The organism is Streptomyces sp. NPDC046308, assembly GCF_055588065.1.
Genome location: NZ_JBVJFB010000004.1, coordinates 536160 through 553419 on the forward strand (window position 1 = coordinate 536160; position 17260 = coordinate 553419).

The window sequence follows — 17260 nt, forward strand, 5'->3', positions numbered from 1 at the left end:
GAGGGCAATCCCTCCGCCCCGCCTCCTCTCCCGACCTTGACACCACAGGTAAATCTGACGGACAGTCAGATGTCCTCGATGATGTGATGCCGGGAGGCCAGCGCCGTGCACCTCGCTCCGACCGAAGGCCAGTCGCGGCTCCGCGCCGAACTGCGGGAGTACTTCCAGGACCTGCTGCCGGACGGAGTCCCCGAAGACCCGGCCCGCCAGCGCGAACTGCTGCGCCGCATCGGCGCCGACGGGTTGCTCGGCCTCGGCTGGCCCGTCGAGTACGGCGGCCAGGGGCGCGGCGCGGACGAGCAGTTCGTCTTCTTCGACGAGGCCTACCGGGCCGGCGCCCCCGTCTCCATGGTCACGCTCAACACCGTCGGCCCGACCCTGATGAAGTACGGGACGCAGGAGCAGAAGGACTACTTCCTGCCCCGGATCCTCGCGGGCGACCTCGTCTTCGCCATCGGCTACTCCGAACCCGAGGCCGGCACCGACCTCGCCTCCCTGCGCACCCGCGCTGTCCGCGACGGGGCGGACTGGCTGATCGACGGACAGAAGATCTTCACGTCCAACGCCCAGAACGCGGACTGGATCTGGCTCGCCTGCCGCACCGACCCCGAGGCCCCGAAACACAAGGGCATCTCGATCATCCTGGTGCCCACCGGCGACCCCGGCTTCTCGTGGACCCCGATCGAGACCGTCGGCGGCCTCACGACCACCGCGACGTACTACGACTCCGTCCGCGTGCCCGCCGGTAACCTCGTCGGCCCCGAGCACGGCGGCTGGGGCCTGATCACCAACCAGCTCAACCACGAGCGCGTGGCCCTCGCCGCCATCGGCATGCAGGCGGAGGACTTCTACGGGTACGCCCTGAGCCGTGCCCGCACCCCCGACCCGGTCACCGGCGAGCGGCCCGCCGACCTGCCCTGGGTGCAGGCCCGCCTGGCCGAGGCGCACGCGCGACTGGCCGCCGCACGCCTCCTCAACTGGCGCCTCGTCCAGGACGTGGCCGGCGGCAGCCTGGCCCCGGGCGATGCAAGCGGCGTGAAGTTCCTCGGCACCGAGTCCACCGTCGAGGTGTACCGGATGTGCCAGGAGGTGGTGGGCGAGGAGGCCCTGATCCGTGGGCCGGGCCCCGGCGCCTTCGCGGGCGGCGAGCTGGAGCGGATGAACCGGGCCGCCCAGATCAACACCTTCGGCGGCGGGGTCAGCGAGGTCCAGCGGGAGATCGTCGCCATGATGCGGCTCGGCATGAAGGGGAGGAAGCGATGACCGCGGACGCCACGCGCACGGGAACCGCCACGGGCACGGGCTCGGGGACCGAACCCGGAACCGGCGGGGCCGAGGAGGCCGCCCGGTTCCACGCACTCCTGGCGGCCTTCGAGGGACAGCCGGCCGCCATCGCGGGTCGGGGCAAGGACGCGGTCAACGCGCCCATGATCCGCCACTGGTGTGAGGCGATGGGCGATGCCAACCCCGCCTACACCGGGCCGGACGCCATCGCTCCGCCCACCATGCTCCAGGCTTGGACGATGGGCGGTCTCTCCGGCCACTCCGACCGCTCATCCGCCTACGACGAACTGTTCGCGCTCCTCGACGGCGCCGGCTTCACCTCCGTGGTCGCCACCGACTGCGAGCAGGAGTACCTCCGCCCACTGCGCCCGGGTGACGCGATCACCTTTGACGCCGTCATCGAGTCCGTGTCACCTCGCAAGACGACCAAGCTGGGCACCGGCCACTTCGTGACCACCCGCATGGACGTCCAGGCGAACGGGGAACCGGCCGGCACCCACCGTTTCCGGATCCTCAAGTACGCCCCGGCTGCCAAACGGGAGAGGAAGCCGGAGAAGAAGCCAGAGGCCCGCCGCCCCCGCCCGGTGGTCAACCGCGACAACCAGGGATTCTGGGACGGGGTCCGGGACCACAGGCTGCTGATCCAGCGCTGCACCTCCTGCGCCGCCCTTCGCTTCCCGTGGCTGCCCGGCTGCAACGCCTGCGCGAGCCCCGACTGGGACACCGTCGAGGCCTCGGGAGCCGGCACGGTGTTCAGCTACGTCGTGATGCACCACCCGCCCTTCCCGGCGTTCGACCCGCCCTACGCGGTCGCCCTCGTCGAGCTCGCCGAGGGCGTCCGCATGATCAGCAACATCACCGGTGTGCCGTACGACAAGGTGCGCATCGGCCTGCCCGTCCAGCTGGAGTTCCTGCGCGTCGACGACGACCTCGAACTCCCCGTCTTCCGCGGGAGTGAGGGCTGATGGACTTCCACCCCACCGAGGAACAGGCCGCCGCGGCCGGTCTCGCCGCCCGGATCTTCGCCGATCTCGCCACCCACGAACGCCTCGCCGCCGCCGGCACCGGCAGCGACGCCGAACTGTGGAAGGCCCTCACCACGGCCGGACTGACCGCCGCCGTCGAGGAGGTCGGCCTGCTCGGGCTGGTCCTGCTGCTGGAGGAACAGGGCCGCACCACCGCGCAGGTTCCGTACGCCGCCACCTGCGCGTACGGCATCCTCCCCGTGGCCGCGCACGGCAGCCCCGAACAGCGCGCCCGGCTGCTGCCCGCCCTTGGTACGGGCGAGGCGGTCGCCACCGGCGCCTTCCCGGCAGGCGGCCGGATCACCGCCTCCTCCGACGGCCGCCTCACCGGCACCGCCCCCGCCGTGCCCTGGCTGCGCGACGCCACGCACGTACTGGTCCCGGACGCGGACCGGGTGCTGTGGCTCGTACGGACCGGCGCGCCCGGAGTGGAGACGGCACCGGTGGAGACCACCGCCCCCTGGTCGGCGGGCCGGCTGACCCTGACCGGAGCCAGGGGCGAACGCCTCGGGACCAGCTCCAGCGCCTACGAGGACACCCTCGCCGCCGCCCGGACCGCCTTCGCCGGCCTCCAGGCGGGCGTCTGCGCGGGCTCGCTCGCCCGGGCGGTGGAACACACCTCCACCCGTGAGCAGTTCGGCCGGCCGCTCTCCACCAACCAGGGGGTGATGCTCCGGGCGGCCGACGCCTACATGGACACCGAGGCGATCCGGGTGACCGCCTACGAGGCGGCCTGGCGCATCGACCAGGGCCTGCCGGCCCGTGAGCACGCGCTGACGGCGGCCTGGTGGGCCTCGGAGGCGGGCAAGCGGGTCGTGCACGCGGGCCAGCACCTGCACGGCGGCATGGGCGCCGACCTGGACCATCCCGTCCACCGGCACTTCCTGTGGGGGCGCCAGCTGGACGCCTACCTGGGCTGCGGCAGCGAGCTGCTGGCCGAACTGGGAGCTTCGATCGCTTCGACAGCCGAGGGAGAACACGCATGATCATCGGCGACACGCTGCCGCCGCTGGAGATCCCGGTCACCCGCACGCTGATCGTCGCGGGCGCGATCGCCTCCCGCGACTACCAGGACGTGCACCATGACGCGGCGCTCGCGCAGGAGAAGGGCTCCCCGGACGTCTTCATGAACATCCTGACCACGAACGGCCTGGTCGGCCGGTACGTCACCGACCACCTGGGGCCGCACGCCGTCCTGCGCAAGGTGGCCATCCGCCTCGGTGTCCCCAATTACCCGGGCGACACCATGACCCTCACCGGGACGGTCACCGCCGTGTCCGGGAACACCGTCGAGATCCGGGTCGTCGGTGCCAACGGCATCGGCCACCACGTGTCGGGGACGGTCACCGCGGAGGTGCCGGCATGAGCGTCCGCACCCGGGACGAGCTCGGCGGCCGGGCCGCCATCGCGGGCATCGGCGCGACCGAGTTCTCCAAGGACTCTGGCCGCAGTGAGCTCAAGCTGGCCGTCGAGGCCGTGCACGCAGCCCTCGACGACGCCGGGCTCACTCCCGCCGACGTCGACGGCATGGTCACCTTCACGATGGACAGCAGCCCCGAGATCACCGTCGCCCAGGCGGCCGGGATCGGGGACCTGTCCTTCTTCTCCCGCATCCATTACGGCGGCGGCGCGGCCTGTGCCACCGTCCAACAGGCCGCCCTCGCCGTCGCCACCGGGGTCGCGGAGGTCGTGGTCTGCTACCGCGCCTTCAACGAGCGCTCCGGGCGCCGCTTCGGCTCCGGGGTACAGCAGCGCGAGCCCTCGGCGGAGGGGGCGGCCCTCGGCTGGTCCCTGCCGTGGGGGCTGCTGACCCCCGCCTCCTGGGTGGCCATGACCGCCCAGCGCTACCTGCACACCTACCACCTCACCCCCGAGGCCTTCGGGCACGTCGCGGTCACCGACCGCCGGCACGCCGCGAACAACCCGGCCGCCTACTTCCACGGCAAGCCCATCACCCTCGCCGACCACGCCGCCTCACGCTGGATCGTGGAGCCGCTGCGGCTGCTGGACTGCTGCCAGGAGACCGACGGCGGCCAGGCCCTCGTCGTCACCACGGCCGAGCGGGCCCGGGACCTGCGGCACGCGCCCGCCGTGATCACCGCGGCCGCGCAGGGAGCCGGACGCCGCCAGGAGGCCATGACCTCCTTCTACCGCGACGACCTCACGGGGCTGCCGGAGATGGAGGTGGTCGCCCGCCAGCTGTGGCGGACCAGCGGACTGCGCCCCTCGGACATCGACGTGGGCATCCTCTACGACCACTTCACCCCCTTCGTGCTGATGCAGCTTGAGGAGTTCGGCTTCTGCGGGCCCGGCGAGGCCGCCGATTTCGTGGCTGCGGACGCCCTGCCGATCAACACCCACGGCGGTCAGCTCGGCGAGGCGTACCTGCACGGGATGAACGGCATCGCCGAGGCCGTCCGCCAGCTGCGCGGCACCTCCGTCAACCAGGTGGCGGGCGCGGCGCACGCCCTGGTCACGGCCGGGACCGGGGTGCCGACCTCAGGGCTGATCCTCGGAGCCGACGGCTGAGACCCGGTCCTCTGGGCCCCCGCTCCCTCCACCTTCAGGGGGTGGGGCCCGCCCTACTCCTACAACCTGAGATGGATCCCCCATCGGCACCTGCGGCCGATCCCAGGGCGGGCGGGCGCTCCTAGCGTGGAGACATGACCACGCCTGTGTGCACGCTCGCCTCGAATCCGACGCCGTACCCGTCGTTCTCGGCGTACGTCCGGACCCGCGGCACGGTCCTGATGCGCACCGCGCGCTCCCTCACCGCCAACCCGTGTGACGCGGAGGACCTGCTCCAGACCGCCCTGGCCAAGACGTACGTGGCCTGGGACCGCATCGAGGACCATCGCGCCCTGGACGGCTACGTCCGGCGGACCCTGGTCAACACCCGTACCTCCCAGTGGCGCAAGCGCAAGGTCGACGAGTTCGTCTGCGACGAGCTCCCGGAGACCGAGGAGATGCCGGCCTCCGATCCGGCGGAGGCACAGGCCCTGCGCGACGCGATGTGGCGCGCCGTGACCCGGCTGCCGGACCGGCAGCGGGCCATGGTCGTCCTGCGCTACTACGAGGACCTGAGCGAGGTGCAGACCGCGGAGCTGCTGGGCGTCTCGGTCGGCACGGTCAAGAGCGCTGTCTCCCGCGCATTGGGCAAGCTGCGCGAGGATCCGGAGCTCACTCCGATCCGATGAGGCGCGGAATGTTTCACGTGAAACCAGAGGATGTTTCACGTGAAACACGGCTCGGTTTCCACCCCCGGGTAGTGACATGCCGAGCGGTATGTGCGCAGAATCGGCAGCATCCGTAGCCGCCGCAGCGCCGCAGCGCTCATCGGGAGGACGCTTTGCTCAGCACCATGCAGGACGTACCGCTCCTCGTCACCCGCATACTCCGTCACGGGATGACGATCCACGGGAAGTCCCAGGTCACGACCTGGACCGGGGAGGCTGAGCCGCACCGCCGCAGCTTCGCCGAGATCGGCACCCGCGCCACCCGCCTCGCAAGCGCCCTGCGCGACGAACTCGGCGTGCAGCAGGACGACCGGGTCGCCACGCTCATGTGGAACAACGCCGAGCACGTCGAGGCGTACTTCGCGATCCCTTCCATGGGCGCCGTTCTGCACACGCTCAACCTCCGGCTGCCTCCCGAGCAGCTGGTCTTCATCGTCAACCACGCCGCAGACCGGGTCGTGTTGGTCAACGGCACCCTGCTGCCGCTGCTCGCGCCCCTGCTGCCGCACCTGCCGACCATCGAGCACGTGGTGGTCTCCGGCATCGGCGACCGCTCCGCGCTCGACGGCCTGAACGTGCGCGTGCACGAGTACGAGGAGCTGCTGGAGGGCCGCCCGGACAGCTACGACTGGCCCGAGCTGGACGAGCGCCAGGCGGCGGCCATGTGCTACACCTCCGGCACCACCGGGGACCCCAAGGGCGTCGTCTTCTCCCATCGGTCGCTCTACCTGCACTCCATGCAGGTCAACATGACCGAGTCGATGGGGCTGACCGACCGGGACACCACCCTCGTGGTCGTCCCGCAGTTCCACGTGAACGCGTGGGGGCTGCCGCACGCCACCTTCATGACCGGCGTCAACATGCTGATGCCGGACCGCTTCCTGCAGCCCGCGCCGCTCGCCGAGATGATCGAGCGGGAGAAGCCCTCGCACGCCGCGGCCGTCCCCACCATCTGGCAGGGTCTGCTGGCCGAGGTAACCGCCAACCCGCGCGACCTGACGTCGATGAAGCACGTCACCATCGGCGGCTCGGCCTGTCCGCCCTCCCTGATGGAGGCGTACGACAAGATCGGCGTCCGCGTCTGCCACGCCTGGGGCATGACCGAGACCTCCCCCCTCGGCACGATGGCCCACCCGCCGGCCGGGCTGACCGCCGAGGAGGAGTGGCCCTACCGGATCACCCAGGGTCGCTTCCCCGCAGGCGTCGAGGCCCGCCTGGTCGGTCCCGCCGGCGACCTCCTGCCCTGGGACGGAGCGTCGGCGGGCGAGCTGGAGGTACGCGGCAACTGGATCGCGAGCTCCTACTACGGTGGGGCGTCCGGCGAACCCTTCCGGCCCGAGGACAAGTTCAGCGCCGACGGCTGGCTCAAGACCGGGGACGTCGGTGTCATCAGCCCCGACGGCTTCCTCACCCTCACCGACCGCGCCAAGGACGTCATCAAGTCGGGCGGCGAGTGGATCTCCAGCGTGGAGCTGGAGAACGCGCTGATGGCACACCCCGAGGTCGCCGAGGCCGCTGTCGTCGCCGTCCCGGACGAGAAGTGGGGCGAGCGTCCGCTGGCAGCCGTCGTCCTCAGGGAGGGCGCGACCGTGCACTACACCGGACTGCGCGAGTTCCTCTCCCAGTCCATCGCCAAGTGGCAACTGCCGGAGCGCTGGACGGCGATCGAGGCCGTGCCGAAGACGAGTGTCGGCAAGTTCGACAAGAAGGTGATCCGTCAGCAGTACGCGGACGGCGCGCTGGAAGTCACCAAGCTCGACTGACGCCCGCCGCGTGGCTAGCCCCGCGTGAGCCACGGCCGCAGCAGCCTGCTGACGGCGGGCATGGCCACGTAGGTCATCAGGGTGCTGAAGACGACGGCGAAGGCCGCCGTCCGCAGCACGAAGTGCAGATCCACCAGGTACGGCCCGAGCACCGCGTTGCCCACGAGCGAGATCGGGAAGATCGCCAGCCCTGAGCTGATCGCCATCTTCCACCGGGGCGGCGCGGGCCGGGTCGTACCCGGCTTGGCGAACCACGTCTCCATCCCGTGCAGTTCCCGGCGGGCTATCTCCGTGTGGTGGTGGCCGAGGCAGTTGGAGAACCACTGGGCCCGCTCCGGGGAGTCCTGCCAGCGCTGGAACGCCGCCTGGTTGCGGAAGCGGTGGACCAGGAACCACGGCCCGCCCTCCGTCGCCGGACGGAAGAGCCCGTACCCCAGGTGGTCGGGGAAGCCTGCGGCCGTCTCCAGGATCCCGTGGGCCCAGGCCTCGAAGGTCTCCTCGTGCCCCGGGTCCACCTGACGCGCGATGAGCAGGTTCACCTCCCCGTTGTCGGCGGGGACGGTGTGCTCGCTGGTATGGGTGATGGCCATCGGGCCAGGATTACTAGTTGGTGCCGATCTTGGCCAGCAGGTCCACGATGCGGCCCTGTACGTCCGCCGTGGTGGCCCGCTCGGCGAGGAAGAGCACGCTCTCGCCGGAGGCCAGCCGGGGCAGGTCCGCCGGGTCGATGCCCGTCGTCGTGTAGACGACCAGCGGGGTCCGGTTCAGCTGCCCGTTGGCGCGCAGCCAGTCCACGATCCCGGCCCGGCGTCGGCGCACCTGCATCAGGTCCATCACCACCAGGTTGGGCCGCATCCGGGTCGCCAGCTCCACGGCATCGGTGTCGGCGCCCGCCCGGGCGACCTGCATGCCGCGCCGTTCCAGGGCAGCGGTCAACGCGGTCGCGATCTCGTCGTGCTCCTCGATCAGCAGGACCCTCGAGGGGTGCTGCTCGCTGTCGCGCGGTGCCAGCGCCTTGAGCAGGACGGCCGGATCGGCGCCGTACGCCGCTTCGCGCGTGGCGTGCCCCAGCCCGGCCGTGACCAGTACGGGCACCTCGGCGGCGACCGCGGCCTGGCGCAGGGACTGCAGGGCGGTCCGGGTGATCGGACCGGTCAGCGGGTCGACGAACAGCGCGGCGGGGAACGCGGCGATCTGCGCGTCCACCTCCTCGCGGGAGTGCACGATCACCGGACGGTAGCCGCGGTCGCTGAGCGCCTGCTGCGTCTGCACATCGGGCGCGGGCCACACCAGCAACCGACGCGGATTGTCCAGGGGCTCCGGCGGGAGCTCGTCGTCCACGGGCTGGGGCACGGGCCGGTTGACCACCTCGACGGCGCCGCCCGGGCCGTCGAGCGGCTCGGGGCCCTCGTCGGAGCCCGCCTCGGGGGCTCCTATGGCGAACGCCCGGCCCTGCGGGGCGGGCTCGGCGAGCCGGCGACGGCGGCCGGATCCGGAGCCGCCGCCGGCCCCGGTGGCGTTGGGGTCCACGGAGATGCCCTGCCCGAGGGTGCCGAGGGCGCGCACGCTGATCGGCTGCGCGGCCTGACCCTCCGCCGGGGCGTCCTGCGGCCGACGCGCTCCGGGCGCGGCGGCCGGGCCGGAGGGCTCGTCGTCCTCGGAGCCGGTACGGGCCGCCGGAACCGGCCAGGCCGGCGTGCCGGGCAGTGCCCGGCGCCGGCCGGTCGGATTTTCGGCGGACTCGGCGGGCTGCGGGGCGGGGGCTTCGGGCGCGCCGCCGCCGGGAGCGGCCAGCACGCGGCGGCCGCGGCGCCCGGCCGGGGTGTCGCCGTCGCCGTCGGCGGGAGCGGCGGCCGGGCCGGCCATGGCGGGGGCCTGCGGAGCGGAGGGAGCCGGAGTCGGACCGGCGGGCAGCGCGAAGCCGCCCTCGGGGGCGATGGGCCGCGCGGGCGCGGGCGTCGGCCCGAGCCCGGTCGCCGGAACGGGGCCGCCGGACTGCGCCGGACCGGCCGGACCCAGCGTCCGCCGTCGCCCCGCAGGGTGCTCGGTCAGCGGAACCGGGGGCACCGCGGGTACGGGTGGGAGGGCGGGCATGGCGGTGCCCTGCGGGGGCACGGCCCGCCCGGATCCACCCTGGCCGCCCTGGCCGTCGGGACCGCCCGGGCCTCCGAGGCCGCCGGGGCCGCGGACTCCGCCCGGACCGCCGGTGCCGTCGGCCTCGCCGTTGCCGTCGCCGGCCCGGCCGCGCCTGCGCCCGGTACCGAGTCCGGCCGGATTCACCGGGGACTGGGCGAGCTCCGGGCCCGCGTCTAGAAGGCCTGCCTCCCCCGCCCGCCGCCGTCCGGAGGGCAGTGCCAGCGCGCTCCCGCCCTGGCCGGCCGGCGCGGCGGCCGCACTCGGTACCTCGTCGTCCAGGAAGGCGTCCACTCCGCGCCGGCCCCGCCGGCCGCCGGAGACCTTGCCGGGGGCGGCGCCCCCGGACGTCCCGGCGCCGTCCGTGGTCGGGCCGGCCGGGGACTCCTCCGCCGGCTCCGGCAGCGTGACCGTCCCGGCACCCGAGCCGAGCGGGAGCTCCAGCACGTACGCCCCGCCGGGCGCACCCGGAACCTCCACCGTCTGCAGCACGCCTCCGTGCGCGGTCACGATCCCCCGCACGATCGGCTCGTGGACCGGGTTCCCGCCCTCGTACGGCCCGCGCACCTCGATCCGTACGACGTCTCCGCGCTGGGCGGCGGCCACCACGATCGTCGAGTCGCCGTACCCGCTGCCCTGGGCGGTCTTGCCGGTGGCGTCCACCCCGGCGACGTCCGCGACGAGGTGCGCGAGCGCGGTCGCGATCCGGGCGCCGTCCACCTCGGCCTCGATGGTCGGCGCGTGGACCGCGAACTGCACGCGGCCCGGCCCGATCAGTTCGACCGCGCCGTCGACGCCCGCCGCCACGACGGTGTTGATCAGGACCTTCTTCTTGGCGAGCCGGGCCTGGCCGGAGTCCAGGCGCTGGAAGCCGAGGACGTTGTCCACCAGCGTGGTCATCCGCGAGTACCCGGCGGCCAGGTGGTGCAGGAGCTGGTTGGCCTCCGGCCACAGCTGTCCCGCGTCGTCGGCGGCCAGGGTCGCCAGCTCACCGCGCAGCTCGTCCAGCGGTCCGCGCAGCGAGTCGCCGAGGACGGCCAGCAGCTGCGCGTGCCGCGCGGCCAGGGCGTCGTAGGGCCGCCGGTCGGTGAAGGTCATGACGGCGCCGACGAGCTGCTCCCCGTCGCGTACGGGAGAGGTCGTCAGGTCGACGGCGACCGGCTGCCCGGCCTTGTTCCACAGCACCTGCCCGCGCACGCGGTGCTTGCGCCCGCTGCGCAGGGTGTCGGCGAGCGGGGACTCCTCGAAGGGGAACGGCGAGCCGTCGGCGCGGGAGTGCTGGACCAGGCCGTGCAGTTCGCGGTTGCCGAGGTCGGTGGCGCGGTAGCCGAGGATCTGGGCGGCGGCCGGGTTGACCAGTACCACCCGGCCGTCGGTGTCGGTGCCCACGACCCCCTCGGCGGCGGCGCGCAGGATCATCTCGGTCTGCCGCTGGGAGCGGGCCAGCTCGGCCTCGGTGTCCACGGTCTGCGAGAGGTCCCGGACCACGAGCATCAGCAGCTCGTCACCGGTGTACGAGGGTTGCGGCTCGCGGTAGGCGTCGCGGCCGTCGAGATGGGCGCTGGTGATCTCGACGGGGAACTCGGAGCCGTCGGTGCGGCGCGCGATCATCCGCTTTGGTTTGGCGCGGCCGCCTTCGTCCTCGCCGGGCCGGCGCATGGAGCCGGGGATCAGCTTGGAGTCGAACTCGGGCAGGAGGTCGAGCACGCCGCGGCCGACGAGCCCCGTGCCGGGGCTCTCCATCACCTCGAGGGCGATCGAATTGGCGTTGACGACCGTGCCGTTGGCGTTGACGAGCAACAGCGCGTCCGGAAGAGCGTCGAGTATTGCTGCGAGGCGAGCAGCGCCTCGGGATGGCCTGCTGCTCACGACGAGCTTCCTCCCTGACCACAACTACCGGCAAGTCACGGGAGGAGTCTAAGGCCACAGGCCCGCGGCGGGGCGGCCGATGTGCGGTGGATACCGCACATTCCGCGCATCCTCCCAGGTCAGGAACGCCCACTCGGAAGCAGAGGTTCCAGCTCGTCCCAGCGGCTGATTTCGCATCCGTTCGTCCGCCGAAACGTGGCGTCCACTTTGTGGCCGTTCCAGGTTCCGGTGATGCGGGCGGTGGCGGGGCCGCCGTGCTGCATGGTGCAGAGCTGCCGCTTGGAGACCGGGGCGAAGGGGTCCTTCCCCTCCTTGGCGAGCTGGTCCAGCCGTGCGCAGGCGCCCGCGGCCTGTGGGTGGTCGCCGCCGACGGGGTCGCATTCGAGCCGGTACTCCCGGTCCAACTGACGGTTCCCGGTGTCGGCCATGGCGATGGTGAGGCGGTCGGGCGGCGCCAGCAGCTCGCCCAGGGGCCCGGGCAGCGGTGGGAGCGGCCCAGCGGCCGCGGCGGCCAGGGCGGAGGTGACGGCGAAGGCGGCGAGACGCAGCATGGGGCACTCCAGGTCGTCCGTACGTCGTACGCCTGACCAACGACGGGGGCCCGCCGACGTTGCGTGCCGTGGCCGCTTTAAGGCTTTGCCCTCCGCCCGTCCCTCCTAGTACCGTGGGAGCGGATTGGTGAGGGGCCCTGCGCCTGTGTCATCATCTGCACGCACCCTCGTACGCGAGGGTGTGCTGGAGGCGTCGCCTAGTCCGGTCTATGGCGCCGCACTGCTAATGCGGTTTGGGGCTTACCCCCCATCGAGGGTTCAAATCCCTCCGCCTCCGCACCTCATCGAAGCCCCGGTCCTGACGGACCGGGGCTTCGATGCGTTCCGGGGCAATCCGCTCGGCTCCGACCTCTGTGCGAACCCCATGCGGACGATCTTCATCCGAGGTGTTTCCGCAGGTCAGCAAGGGTTTGGCTAATGGATTTCGCGTCCCGGCGAGGTCCATGTATTGTTGTTCTCGCAAGGCCAACGGGGCGCAAAACCCCGAGAAGCCCAAGCACTCGTAGCTTAACGGATAGAGCATCTGACTACGGATCAGAAGGTTGCAGGTTCGAATCCTGCCGAGTGCACAGCAGGATGAAGGCCCCCAGGAGAAATCCCGGGGGCTTTCGTCGTATGTCCTGTGCATGCCCTGTCGGGGGTGTCTCCTCCTTGATGGGGAGGGGGTCCCCCGGAGGTAGTCAGGGGCGGGATGGCTCTGGCGGGTGACGCCGACTACCCGGCGGCCTCGGTACGGTTTTCGAAGATCGTCCGAAGTCGGAAAACGGGGGCACTCATGGGACTGTTCGGGAATGCGCACACCGTCGACCCCGTGTCGGCGCAGCGGGACTACGCGCGACTGCTGGGGCAGGGGGAGCAGGTGCACGCCGCCTTCCTGTTGATCCGGGACACGATCCTGTTCACCGACAGGCGGCTGGTGCTCGTCGACAAGCAGGGGCTCACGGGAAAGAAGGTGGAGTACCACTCCGTCCCCTACCGGAGCATCACCCACTTCTCCGTGGAGACCGCCGGCCACTTCGATCTCGACGCCGAGCTCAAGATCTGGATATCCGGCAGCCCGGCGCCGATCGAGAAGACCTTCACCAAGGGTGTCGACATCTACGAGGTGCAGGCGATCCTGACGCAGTTCGTCGCTCGGTAGCGGGAGCCTCCGGGGTTGGAGGACGCGGGGGAGGCCGGTCACGCGGACGGCGGCCGAGGGGGGTGCCGTCCGGGGCCTGACACAGGACGCCGTTCTCCGTCGCGGCCGCCCACAGCCGGCCCTCGTCGTCGAAGCCGATGTTGTCGACCCGCGCGCAGGCGGTGAAGGCTCGGTCGTCGGTGGGGTGGTGCCGTCGTCGGTGACCTTGAAGGCGCGGATGTGGCCCGCGCCCGTGTACGCGGCGTACAGCACCTCTCGTCATGCTGCCGTCCGGCTCGGTGCTGGGGACGTGCCGGTTGCCGTGCTCACTGGTGATCAGGCGGCCTTCGCGGTCTACGGGTTGCCGTTGGAGTGGCCGGCGGGGGGCGGAAGACCGAGACCGCGCCGCTCTCCTCGTCCCAGCGGAACATGCGGCCGTTGGGGCGTCGCTCCACACGAGCTGCCGCCAGGCAGGGAGGTGCAGCGGGCCCTCCGCCCAGCGGCAGTCGTCGTAAGGCCGCTCCAGCCGGGCGTCTCCGTTGGCTCAGCGGCCGGTCCGGAATTCCTCCTGCGGCAGTTTTGCCGAATTCCGTTCGGTCTGATGGTGAGATTGCAGGATCAGGTACCGTCTTGGCGAGGGTCGACAGGCCCACGAGAGGGAGACTGCGTGGACGACATCGACCGTGCGCTCGTCCTGCGCCTGCAGCAGGACGCCGGCCAGTCCTACGCCGCTCTCGGCACGGCCGTCGGCCTCTCGGCCGGGGCCACCCACGAGCGCGTACGCAAACTGCGGGAGCGCGGGGTGATCCGGCGGACCACCGTCGACGTCGACCCGGCGGCCGTCGGCAGTGGGGTCCTCGCCTACGTGATGGTCGACTCCAACGCCTGGATGGGCGAGGCCGGTGCCGACTTCGCCGCGATTCCCGAGATCCAGGAGGCGCACATCATCGCGGGCAGTGCCTCCGTGCTGGTCAAGGTGCGCACGGCCTCGACCGAGCAGCTGCAGGACGTCCTGCGCCGCCTCTACGCCATCGAGGGAGTGAGCGGCACGCATGCCACGGTCGTGCTGGACACCTTCTTCGAACGGCCGCTCCCGCTGTGACCTGGTGGTGCACCGGGATCCGGTGGAAGGACGGCCGGCCGGCCATCGGGTGGTACGGCGAGGGGCGCGGCGAGCGGACGAGCGTGCCGGCGTACGGGCAGCGGCTGGCCTTCGCGGCGAGCGGGGAGCGGCACTGCCTCGGTGTGTGGCGGGCCGGGAGGCGGACGCCCTGTCCGACCGTGGCCCTCGTGCCCGGCCGCTCCGGAAGCGCGCAGTGCCCCGAATGCGCCCGCCTCGACAGGTCGTTCTCCGTGGCGGCCGATACCAACGCCGCCGATCCGCGCACCTACCGGGTCTACCTGGCCTGGTTCGGGCCCGGCATGGTCAAGGTGGGGATCACCGCCGAGGAGCGTGGCTCCGCCCGGCTGCTGGAGCAGGGCGCGGTGGCCTGGTCCTGGCTGGGCCGCGGGCCGTTGATGGCGACCCGGCGCACCGAGGAGCTGCTGCGGGCGGCGCTCGGGGTGCCGGACCGGATCGCGTACGCCCGCAAGCGCGCCGTACGGACCCAGCTGCCGTCGGGGCCGGACCGGGCCCGGGAGGTGGCCGAGCTGCACGCGCGGGCGGCGGCGCTGCCCGGGTGGCCGGAGTCGCTGGAGCGGGTGGGGTGCGAAGTGGTCGACCATGCCGAGGCATTCGGGCTGGACGGGTTGCCGGCGGCCGCGCGGGTGCTCACCGAGATGGTTCCCGGCGGGGCCGTCGTGGGGCGGCTGGTGGGCGCGGCCGGTCCCGATCTGCACCTCGAGGACGGGCTCGTCGTGGACACCCGGCTGCTGGCCGGCTGGGAGCTCACCGCCCCGGAGGACGGGGCGGTGACATCGGTCCCGGTGGCGGAGATCCCGTCGGCCGCCGGCGCGCCCGCCGAGCAGGACGGGCTGTTCTGAGGCGTACCGCCCGCCCCGGTTCGCCCCCCGGTCAGCCGCGTTCGGCGCCGGTCAGGCGCGGTCGGCCAAGGTCAAAACTTGGATCCCTTTGGCCTTCGGGAGCCGTTTGCGGTGGACACGCCAGGGCCGTCCACGGAGGGTGGAGGGCATGAGCATGCAGCCGGTACCGGCCTTCGAACCGCCTTATGTCATGGCCGTTTTCAGCAATGTCCGTACGGACGACGACAGCGGATATCCCGAGACCCTCGCCCGGATGGAGGAGATGGTCGCGGCGAATCCCGGATACCTCGGGTACGAGTCCGCCCGCACCCCGGGCGGTCTCGGCATCACCGTGGCCTACTTCCGTGATCACGAGTCCCTCACCGCCTGGCGGGAGGACCTGGAGCACCGGGCGGCCATCAAGCAGGGCCGCGCCGACTGGTACGAGAGCTACACCCTGCACGTCGCGACCGTCGAGCGGAGCCACGGCTTTGCCCGCAACGGCTGAGGCGGTCCGCGCCTTCCGGGAGCGCCTCGGGCTGCCCGGACTGGTCGACGTCCACACGCACTTCATGCCCGAGCGGGTCCTGGACAAGGTCTGGGAGTACTTCGACGCGGTCGGCCCGCTGACCGGCGTCGAGTGGCCCATCACCTACCGGCACGAGGAGGAGCAGCGGGTCGCGCTGCTGCGGGAGTTCGGGGTCCGGGCCTTCACGGCCATGCTCTATCCGCACAAGCCGGAAATGGCCGCCTGGCTCAACGCATGGTCCGCCGATTTTGCCGCCCGCACCCCCGACTGCCTGCACACCGCGACCTTCTTCCCGGAGGGGGGCGTCGCGGCGTACGTCCGCCAGGCCGTCGACTCGGGGGCCCGGATCTTCAAGGCACACCTCCAGGTCGGTGACTACGACCCCAACGACGACCGGCTGGATCCGGTGTGGGGGCTGCTCGCCGAGGCCGGCATCCCGACCGTGATCCACTGCGGGTCGGGCCCCGTGCCGGCCAAGTACACCGGCCCCGAGCCGGTCGGTCGGCTGCTGGCCCGCCACCCGCGGCTGCCGCTGGTCATCGCCCACATGGGGATGCCCGAGTACGCCGACTTCCTGGACCTCGCCGACAGGTACCCGGAGGTGCGCCTGGACACCACCATGGCCTTCACCGACTTCGCCGAGCGGATCAGCGCCTTCCCGCCCGGTGACCTGGGTCGGCTCGCCGATCTCGGCGACCGGATCCTGCTCGGCACCGACTTCCCGAACATCCCCTACCCCTACGAGCACCAGCTCGTGGCCCTCGAACGGCTCGGCCTCGGCGACGACTGGCTCCGGGCGGTCTGCCACGACAACGGCGCCCGGCTCTTCCGGCTCGACGGCTGAGAGTCCTTTCCGCGGCTGAGGTCCGGCCCCTGCCGTTTCTCAGGAAATTCACAGACTGGGACAAGAACGCTCTCAGAGGTCCCGGCCAGCGTGGTCGGTATGACTGCGACGACCACCTCCCACGCGTCCACGTCCACCAGCAACCACACGGCCCTCGTGCGGCCCGACGGCGGACCCTGCCGGGTGCTCGTCGTCGACGACGAGGCCTCGCTCTCCGAGCTGCTGTCCATGGCCCTGAGGTACGAGGGCTGCGAGGTCCGGAGCGCCGGCGACGGTGCGGGTGCGGTCCGGGCGGCGCGGGAGTTCCGGCCCGACGTGGTGGTCCTCGACATCATGCTCCCCGACATGGACGGTCTCGCCGTCCTCGGGCGGCTGCGCCGGGAGATCCCCCAGGTCCCCGTGCTGTTCCTGACCGCCCGGGACTCCGTGGAGGACCGGATCGCCGGTCTCACGGCGGGCGGCGACGACTACGTCACCAAGCCGTTCAGCCTGGAGGAGGTCGTGGCCCGGCTGCGCGGCCTGGTCCGGCGCTCGGGCGCGGCGCAGGCGGCACGCGGCGGCTCGGTGCTGGCCGTCGGCGACCTGCGGCTCGACGAGGACAGCCACGAGGTGGTGCGGGGCGGCCGGGAGATCCACCTGACCGCCACCGAGTTCGAGCTGCTGCGCTACCTCATGCGCAACCCGCGTCGGGTGCTGAGCAAGGCGCAGATCCTGGACCGGGTGTGGTCGTACGACTTCGGCGGCCAGGCCAATGTGGTCGAGCTCTACATCTCCTACCTGCGCAGGAAGCTGGAGAGCGGGCCCGGCCTGGCTCCGATGATCCACACCCGGCGCGGCGCCGGATACCTGATCAAGCCGGCCGAGTAGTGCGCTTCCGCTTCCGCTTCCCTTCCCGCGGAGGTCGGCGACCGCGTGCGCGCCGGCCCTGGTCCCTGCGGACCCGG

General features: G+C 72.1%; 16 protein-coding genes and 2 tRNA genes. 15 read left to right on the forward strand and 3 right to left on the reverse strand.

Annotated features, from left to right (window positions below):
* Window positions 1-105: 105 nt before the first annotated feature.
* The 7 genes from ACZ6JT_RS20010 (at window position 106) to ACZ6JT_RS20040 (ending at window position 7308) form a co-directional block, all read left to right on the forward strand.
* The gene (locus ACZ6JT_RS20010; RefSeq protein ID WP_469211419.1) at window positions 106-1263 is read left to right on the forward strand and encodes an acyl-CoA dehydrogenase family protein; all 1158 of its coding nucleotides are present in this window, start codon (window positions 106-108) and stop codon (window positions 1261-1263) included.
* The gene (locus ACZ6JT_RS20015; RefSeq protein ID WP_469211420.1) at window positions 1260-2249 is read left to right on the forward strand and encodes a bifunctional MaoC family dehydratase N-terminal/OB-fold nucleic acid binding domain-containing protein; all 990 of its coding nucleotides are present in this window, start codon (window positions 1260-1262) and stop codon (window positions 2247-2249) included. The genes ACZ6JT_RS20010 and ACZ6JT_RS20015 overlap by 4 nt, the downstream gene beginning before the upstream one ends.
* Window positions 2249-3295 carry an acyl-CoA dehydrogenase family protein gene (locus tag ACZ6JT_RS20020; RefSeq protein WP_469211422.1) on the forward strand — a complete coding sequence of 349 codons (1047 nt, stop codon included), beginning with the start codon at window positions 2249-2251 and terminating at the stop codon, window positions 3293-3295. The genes ACZ6JT_RS20015 and ACZ6JT_RS20020 overlap by 1 nt, the downstream gene beginning before the upstream one ends.
* Window positions 3292-3675: a MaoC family dehydratase gene (locus ACZ6JT_RS20025; RefSeq protein WP_469211424.1), complete on the forward strand. Its 384-nt coding sequence runs from the start codon at window positions 3292-3294 to the stop codon at window positions 3673-3675. The genes ACZ6JT_RS20020 and ACZ6JT_RS20025 overlap by 4 nt, the downstream gene beginning before the upstream one ends.
* Window positions 3672-4838, forward strand: a complete 1167-nt coding sequence (locus ACZ6JT_RS20030) for a lipid-transfer protein (RefSeq protein WP_469211425.1) — start codon at window positions 3672-3674, stop codon at window positions 4836-4838. Before ACZ6JT_RS20025 ends, ACZ6JT_RS20030 begins: the two co-directional genes overlap by 4 nt.
* Before the next feature lie 134 nt (window positions 4839-4972).
* The gene (locus ACZ6JT_RS20035) at window positions 4973-5506 is read left to right on the forward strand and encodes a SigE family RNA polymerase sigma factor (protein WP_469211427.1); all 534 of its coding nucleotides are present in this window, start codon (window positions 4973-4975) and stop codon (window positions 5504-5506) included.
* A 152-nt stretch (window positions 5507-5658) separates the two neighbouring features.
* Complete coding sequence (locus ACZ6JT_RS20040) at window positions 5659-7308, forward strand: long-chain fatty acid--CoA ligase (RefSeq protein ID WP_469211429.1); 1650 nt, start codon at window positions 5659-5661, stop codon at window positions 7306-7308.
* 14 nt (window positions 7309-7322) lie between these two features.
* Here ACZ6JT_RS20040 and ACZ6JT_RS20045 read toward each other — a convergent pair whose 3' ends face one another.
* The 3 genes from ACZ6JT_RS20045 to ACZ6JT_RS20055 form a co-directional block, all read right to left on the reverse strand.
* Window positions 7323-7898 (reverse strand): antibiotic biosynthesis monooxygenase, encoded by a 576-nt coding sequence (locus ACZ6JT_RS20045; RefSeq protein WP_469211430.1) that lies wholly within the window; start codon window positions 7896-7898, stop codon window positions 7323-7325.
* 13 nt (window positions 7899-7911) lie between these two features.
* Window positions 7912-11310 (reverse strand): response regulator, encoded by a 3399-nt coding sequence (locus ACZ6JT_RS20050; RefSeq protein WP_469211432.1) that lies wholly within the window; start codon window positions 11308-11310, stop codon window positions 7912-7914.
* 119 nt (window positions 11311-11429) lie between these two features.
* Window positions 11430-11861, reverse strand: a complete 432-nt coding sequence (locus tag ACZ6JT_RS20055) for an SSI family serine proteinase inhibitor (protein ID WP_469211434.1) — start codon at window positions 11859-11861, stop codon at window positions 11430-11432.
* A 186-nt stretch (window positions 11862-12047) separates the two neighbouring features.
* Between ACZ6JT_RS20055 and ACZ6JT_RS20060 the strand changes: the two genes are divergently transcribed.
* From ACZ6JT_RS20060 to ACZ6JT_RS20095, 8 genes are all read left to right on the forward strand, one after another.
* Window positions 12048-12138: transfer RNA gene (locus tag ACZ6JT_RS20060), tRNA-Ser, on the forward strand.
* Window positions 12139-12357: 219 nt separating this feature from the next.
* Window positions 12358-12430 (forward strand) — tRNA-Arg (locus ACZ6JT_RS20065).
* A gap of 206 nt (window positions 12431-12636) precedes the next feature.
* Window positions 12637-13002, forward strand: a complete 366-nt coding sequence (locus tag ACZ6JT_RS20070) for a PH domain-containing protein (RefSeq protein WP_319723656.1) — start codon at window positions 12637-12639, stop codon at window positions 13000-13002.
* A gap of 646 nt (window positions 13003-13648) precedes the next feature.
* On the forward strand, window positions 13649-14083 hold the full coding sequence (locus ACZ6JT_RS20075; RefSeq protein WP_469211437.1) for an Lrp/AsnC family transcriptional regulator: 435 nt from the start codon (window positions 13649-13651) through the stop codon (window positions 14081-14083).
* The gene (locus tag ACZ6JT_RS20080; RefSeq protein ID WP_469211439.1) at window positions 14080-14964 is read left to right on the forward strand and encodes a DUF2797 domain-containing protein; all 885 of its coding nucleotides are present in this window, start codon (window positions 14080-14082) and stop codon (window positions 14962-14964) included. Before ACZ6JT_RS20075 ends, ACZ6JT_RS20080 begins: the two co-directional genes overlap by 4 nt.
* 148 nt (window positions 14965-15112) lie before the next feature.
* Complete coding sequence (locus tag ACZ6JT_RS20085) at window positions 15113-15451, forward strand: antibiotic biosynthesis monooxygenase family protein (RefSeq protein ID WP_469211441.1); 339 nt, start codon at window positions 15113-15115, stop codon at window positions 15449-15451.
* Window positions 15435-16316, forward strand: coding sequence for an amidohydrolase family protein (locus ACZ6JT_RS20090; protein ID WP_469211443.1), 882 nt, complete (start codon window positions 15435-15437; stop codon window positions 16314-16316). Before ACZ6JT_RS20085 ends, ACZ6JT_RS20090 begins: the two co-directional genes overlap by 17 nt.
* A gap of 99 nt (window positions 16317-16415) precedes the next feature.
* Complete coding sequence (locus ACZ6JT_RS20095; RefSeq protein ID WP_030707909.1) at window positions 16416-17183, forward strand: response regulator transcription factor; 768 nt, start codon at window positions 16416-16418, stop codon at window positions 17181-17183.
* The last annotated feature ends 77 nt before the right edge of the window (window positions 17184-17260 follow it).

What these genes read in the sequence shown, in the direction of transcription:
- ACZ6JT_RS20015 (WP_469211420.1), top strand. Translation starts at nt 1,260, where the DNA reads ATGACCGCGGACGCCACGCGCACGGGAACCGCCACGGGCACGGGCTCG.
- ACZ6JT_RS20020 (WP_469211422.1), top strand. Translation starts at nt 2,249, where the DNA reads ATGGACTTCCACCCCACCGAGGAACAGGCCGCCGCGGCCGGTCTCGCC.
- ACZ6JT_RS20025 (WP_469211424.1), top strand. Translation starts at nt 3,292, where the DNA reads ATGATCATCGGCGACACGCTGCCGCCGCTGGAGATCCCGGTCACCCGC.
- ACZ6JT_RS20030 (WP_469211425.1), top strand. Translation starts at nt 3,672, where the DNA reads ATGAGCGTCCGCACCCGGGACGAGCTCGGCGGCCGGGCCGCCATCGCG.
- ACZ6JT_RS20035 (WP_469211427.1), top strand. Translation starts at nt 4,973, where the DNA reads ATGACCACGCCTGTGTGCACGCTCGCCTCGAATCCGACGCCGTACCCG.
- ACZ6JT_RS20045 (WP_469211430.1), bottom strand. Translation starts at nt 7,898, where the DNA reads ATGGCCATCACCCATACCAGCGAGCACACCGTCCCCGCCGACAACGGG.
- ACZ6JT_RS20055 (WP_469211434.1), bottom strand. Translation starts at nt 11,861, where the DNA reads ATGCTGCGTCTCGCCGCCTTCGCCGTCACCTCCGCCCTGGCCGCCGCG.
- ACZ6JT_RS20070 (WP_319723656.1), top strand. Translation starts at nt 12,637, where the DNA reads ATGGGACTGTTCGGGAATGCGCACACCGTCGACCCCGTGTCGGCGCAG.
- ACZ6JT_RS20085 (WP_469211441.1), top strand. Translation starts at nt 15,113, where the DNA reads ATGAGCATGCAGCCGGTACCGGCCTTCGAACCGCCTTATGTCATGGCC.
- ACZ6JT_RS20095 (WP_030707909.1), top strand. Translation starts at nt 16,416, where the DNA reads ATGACTGCGACGACCACCTCCCACGCGTCCACGTCCACCAGCAACCAC.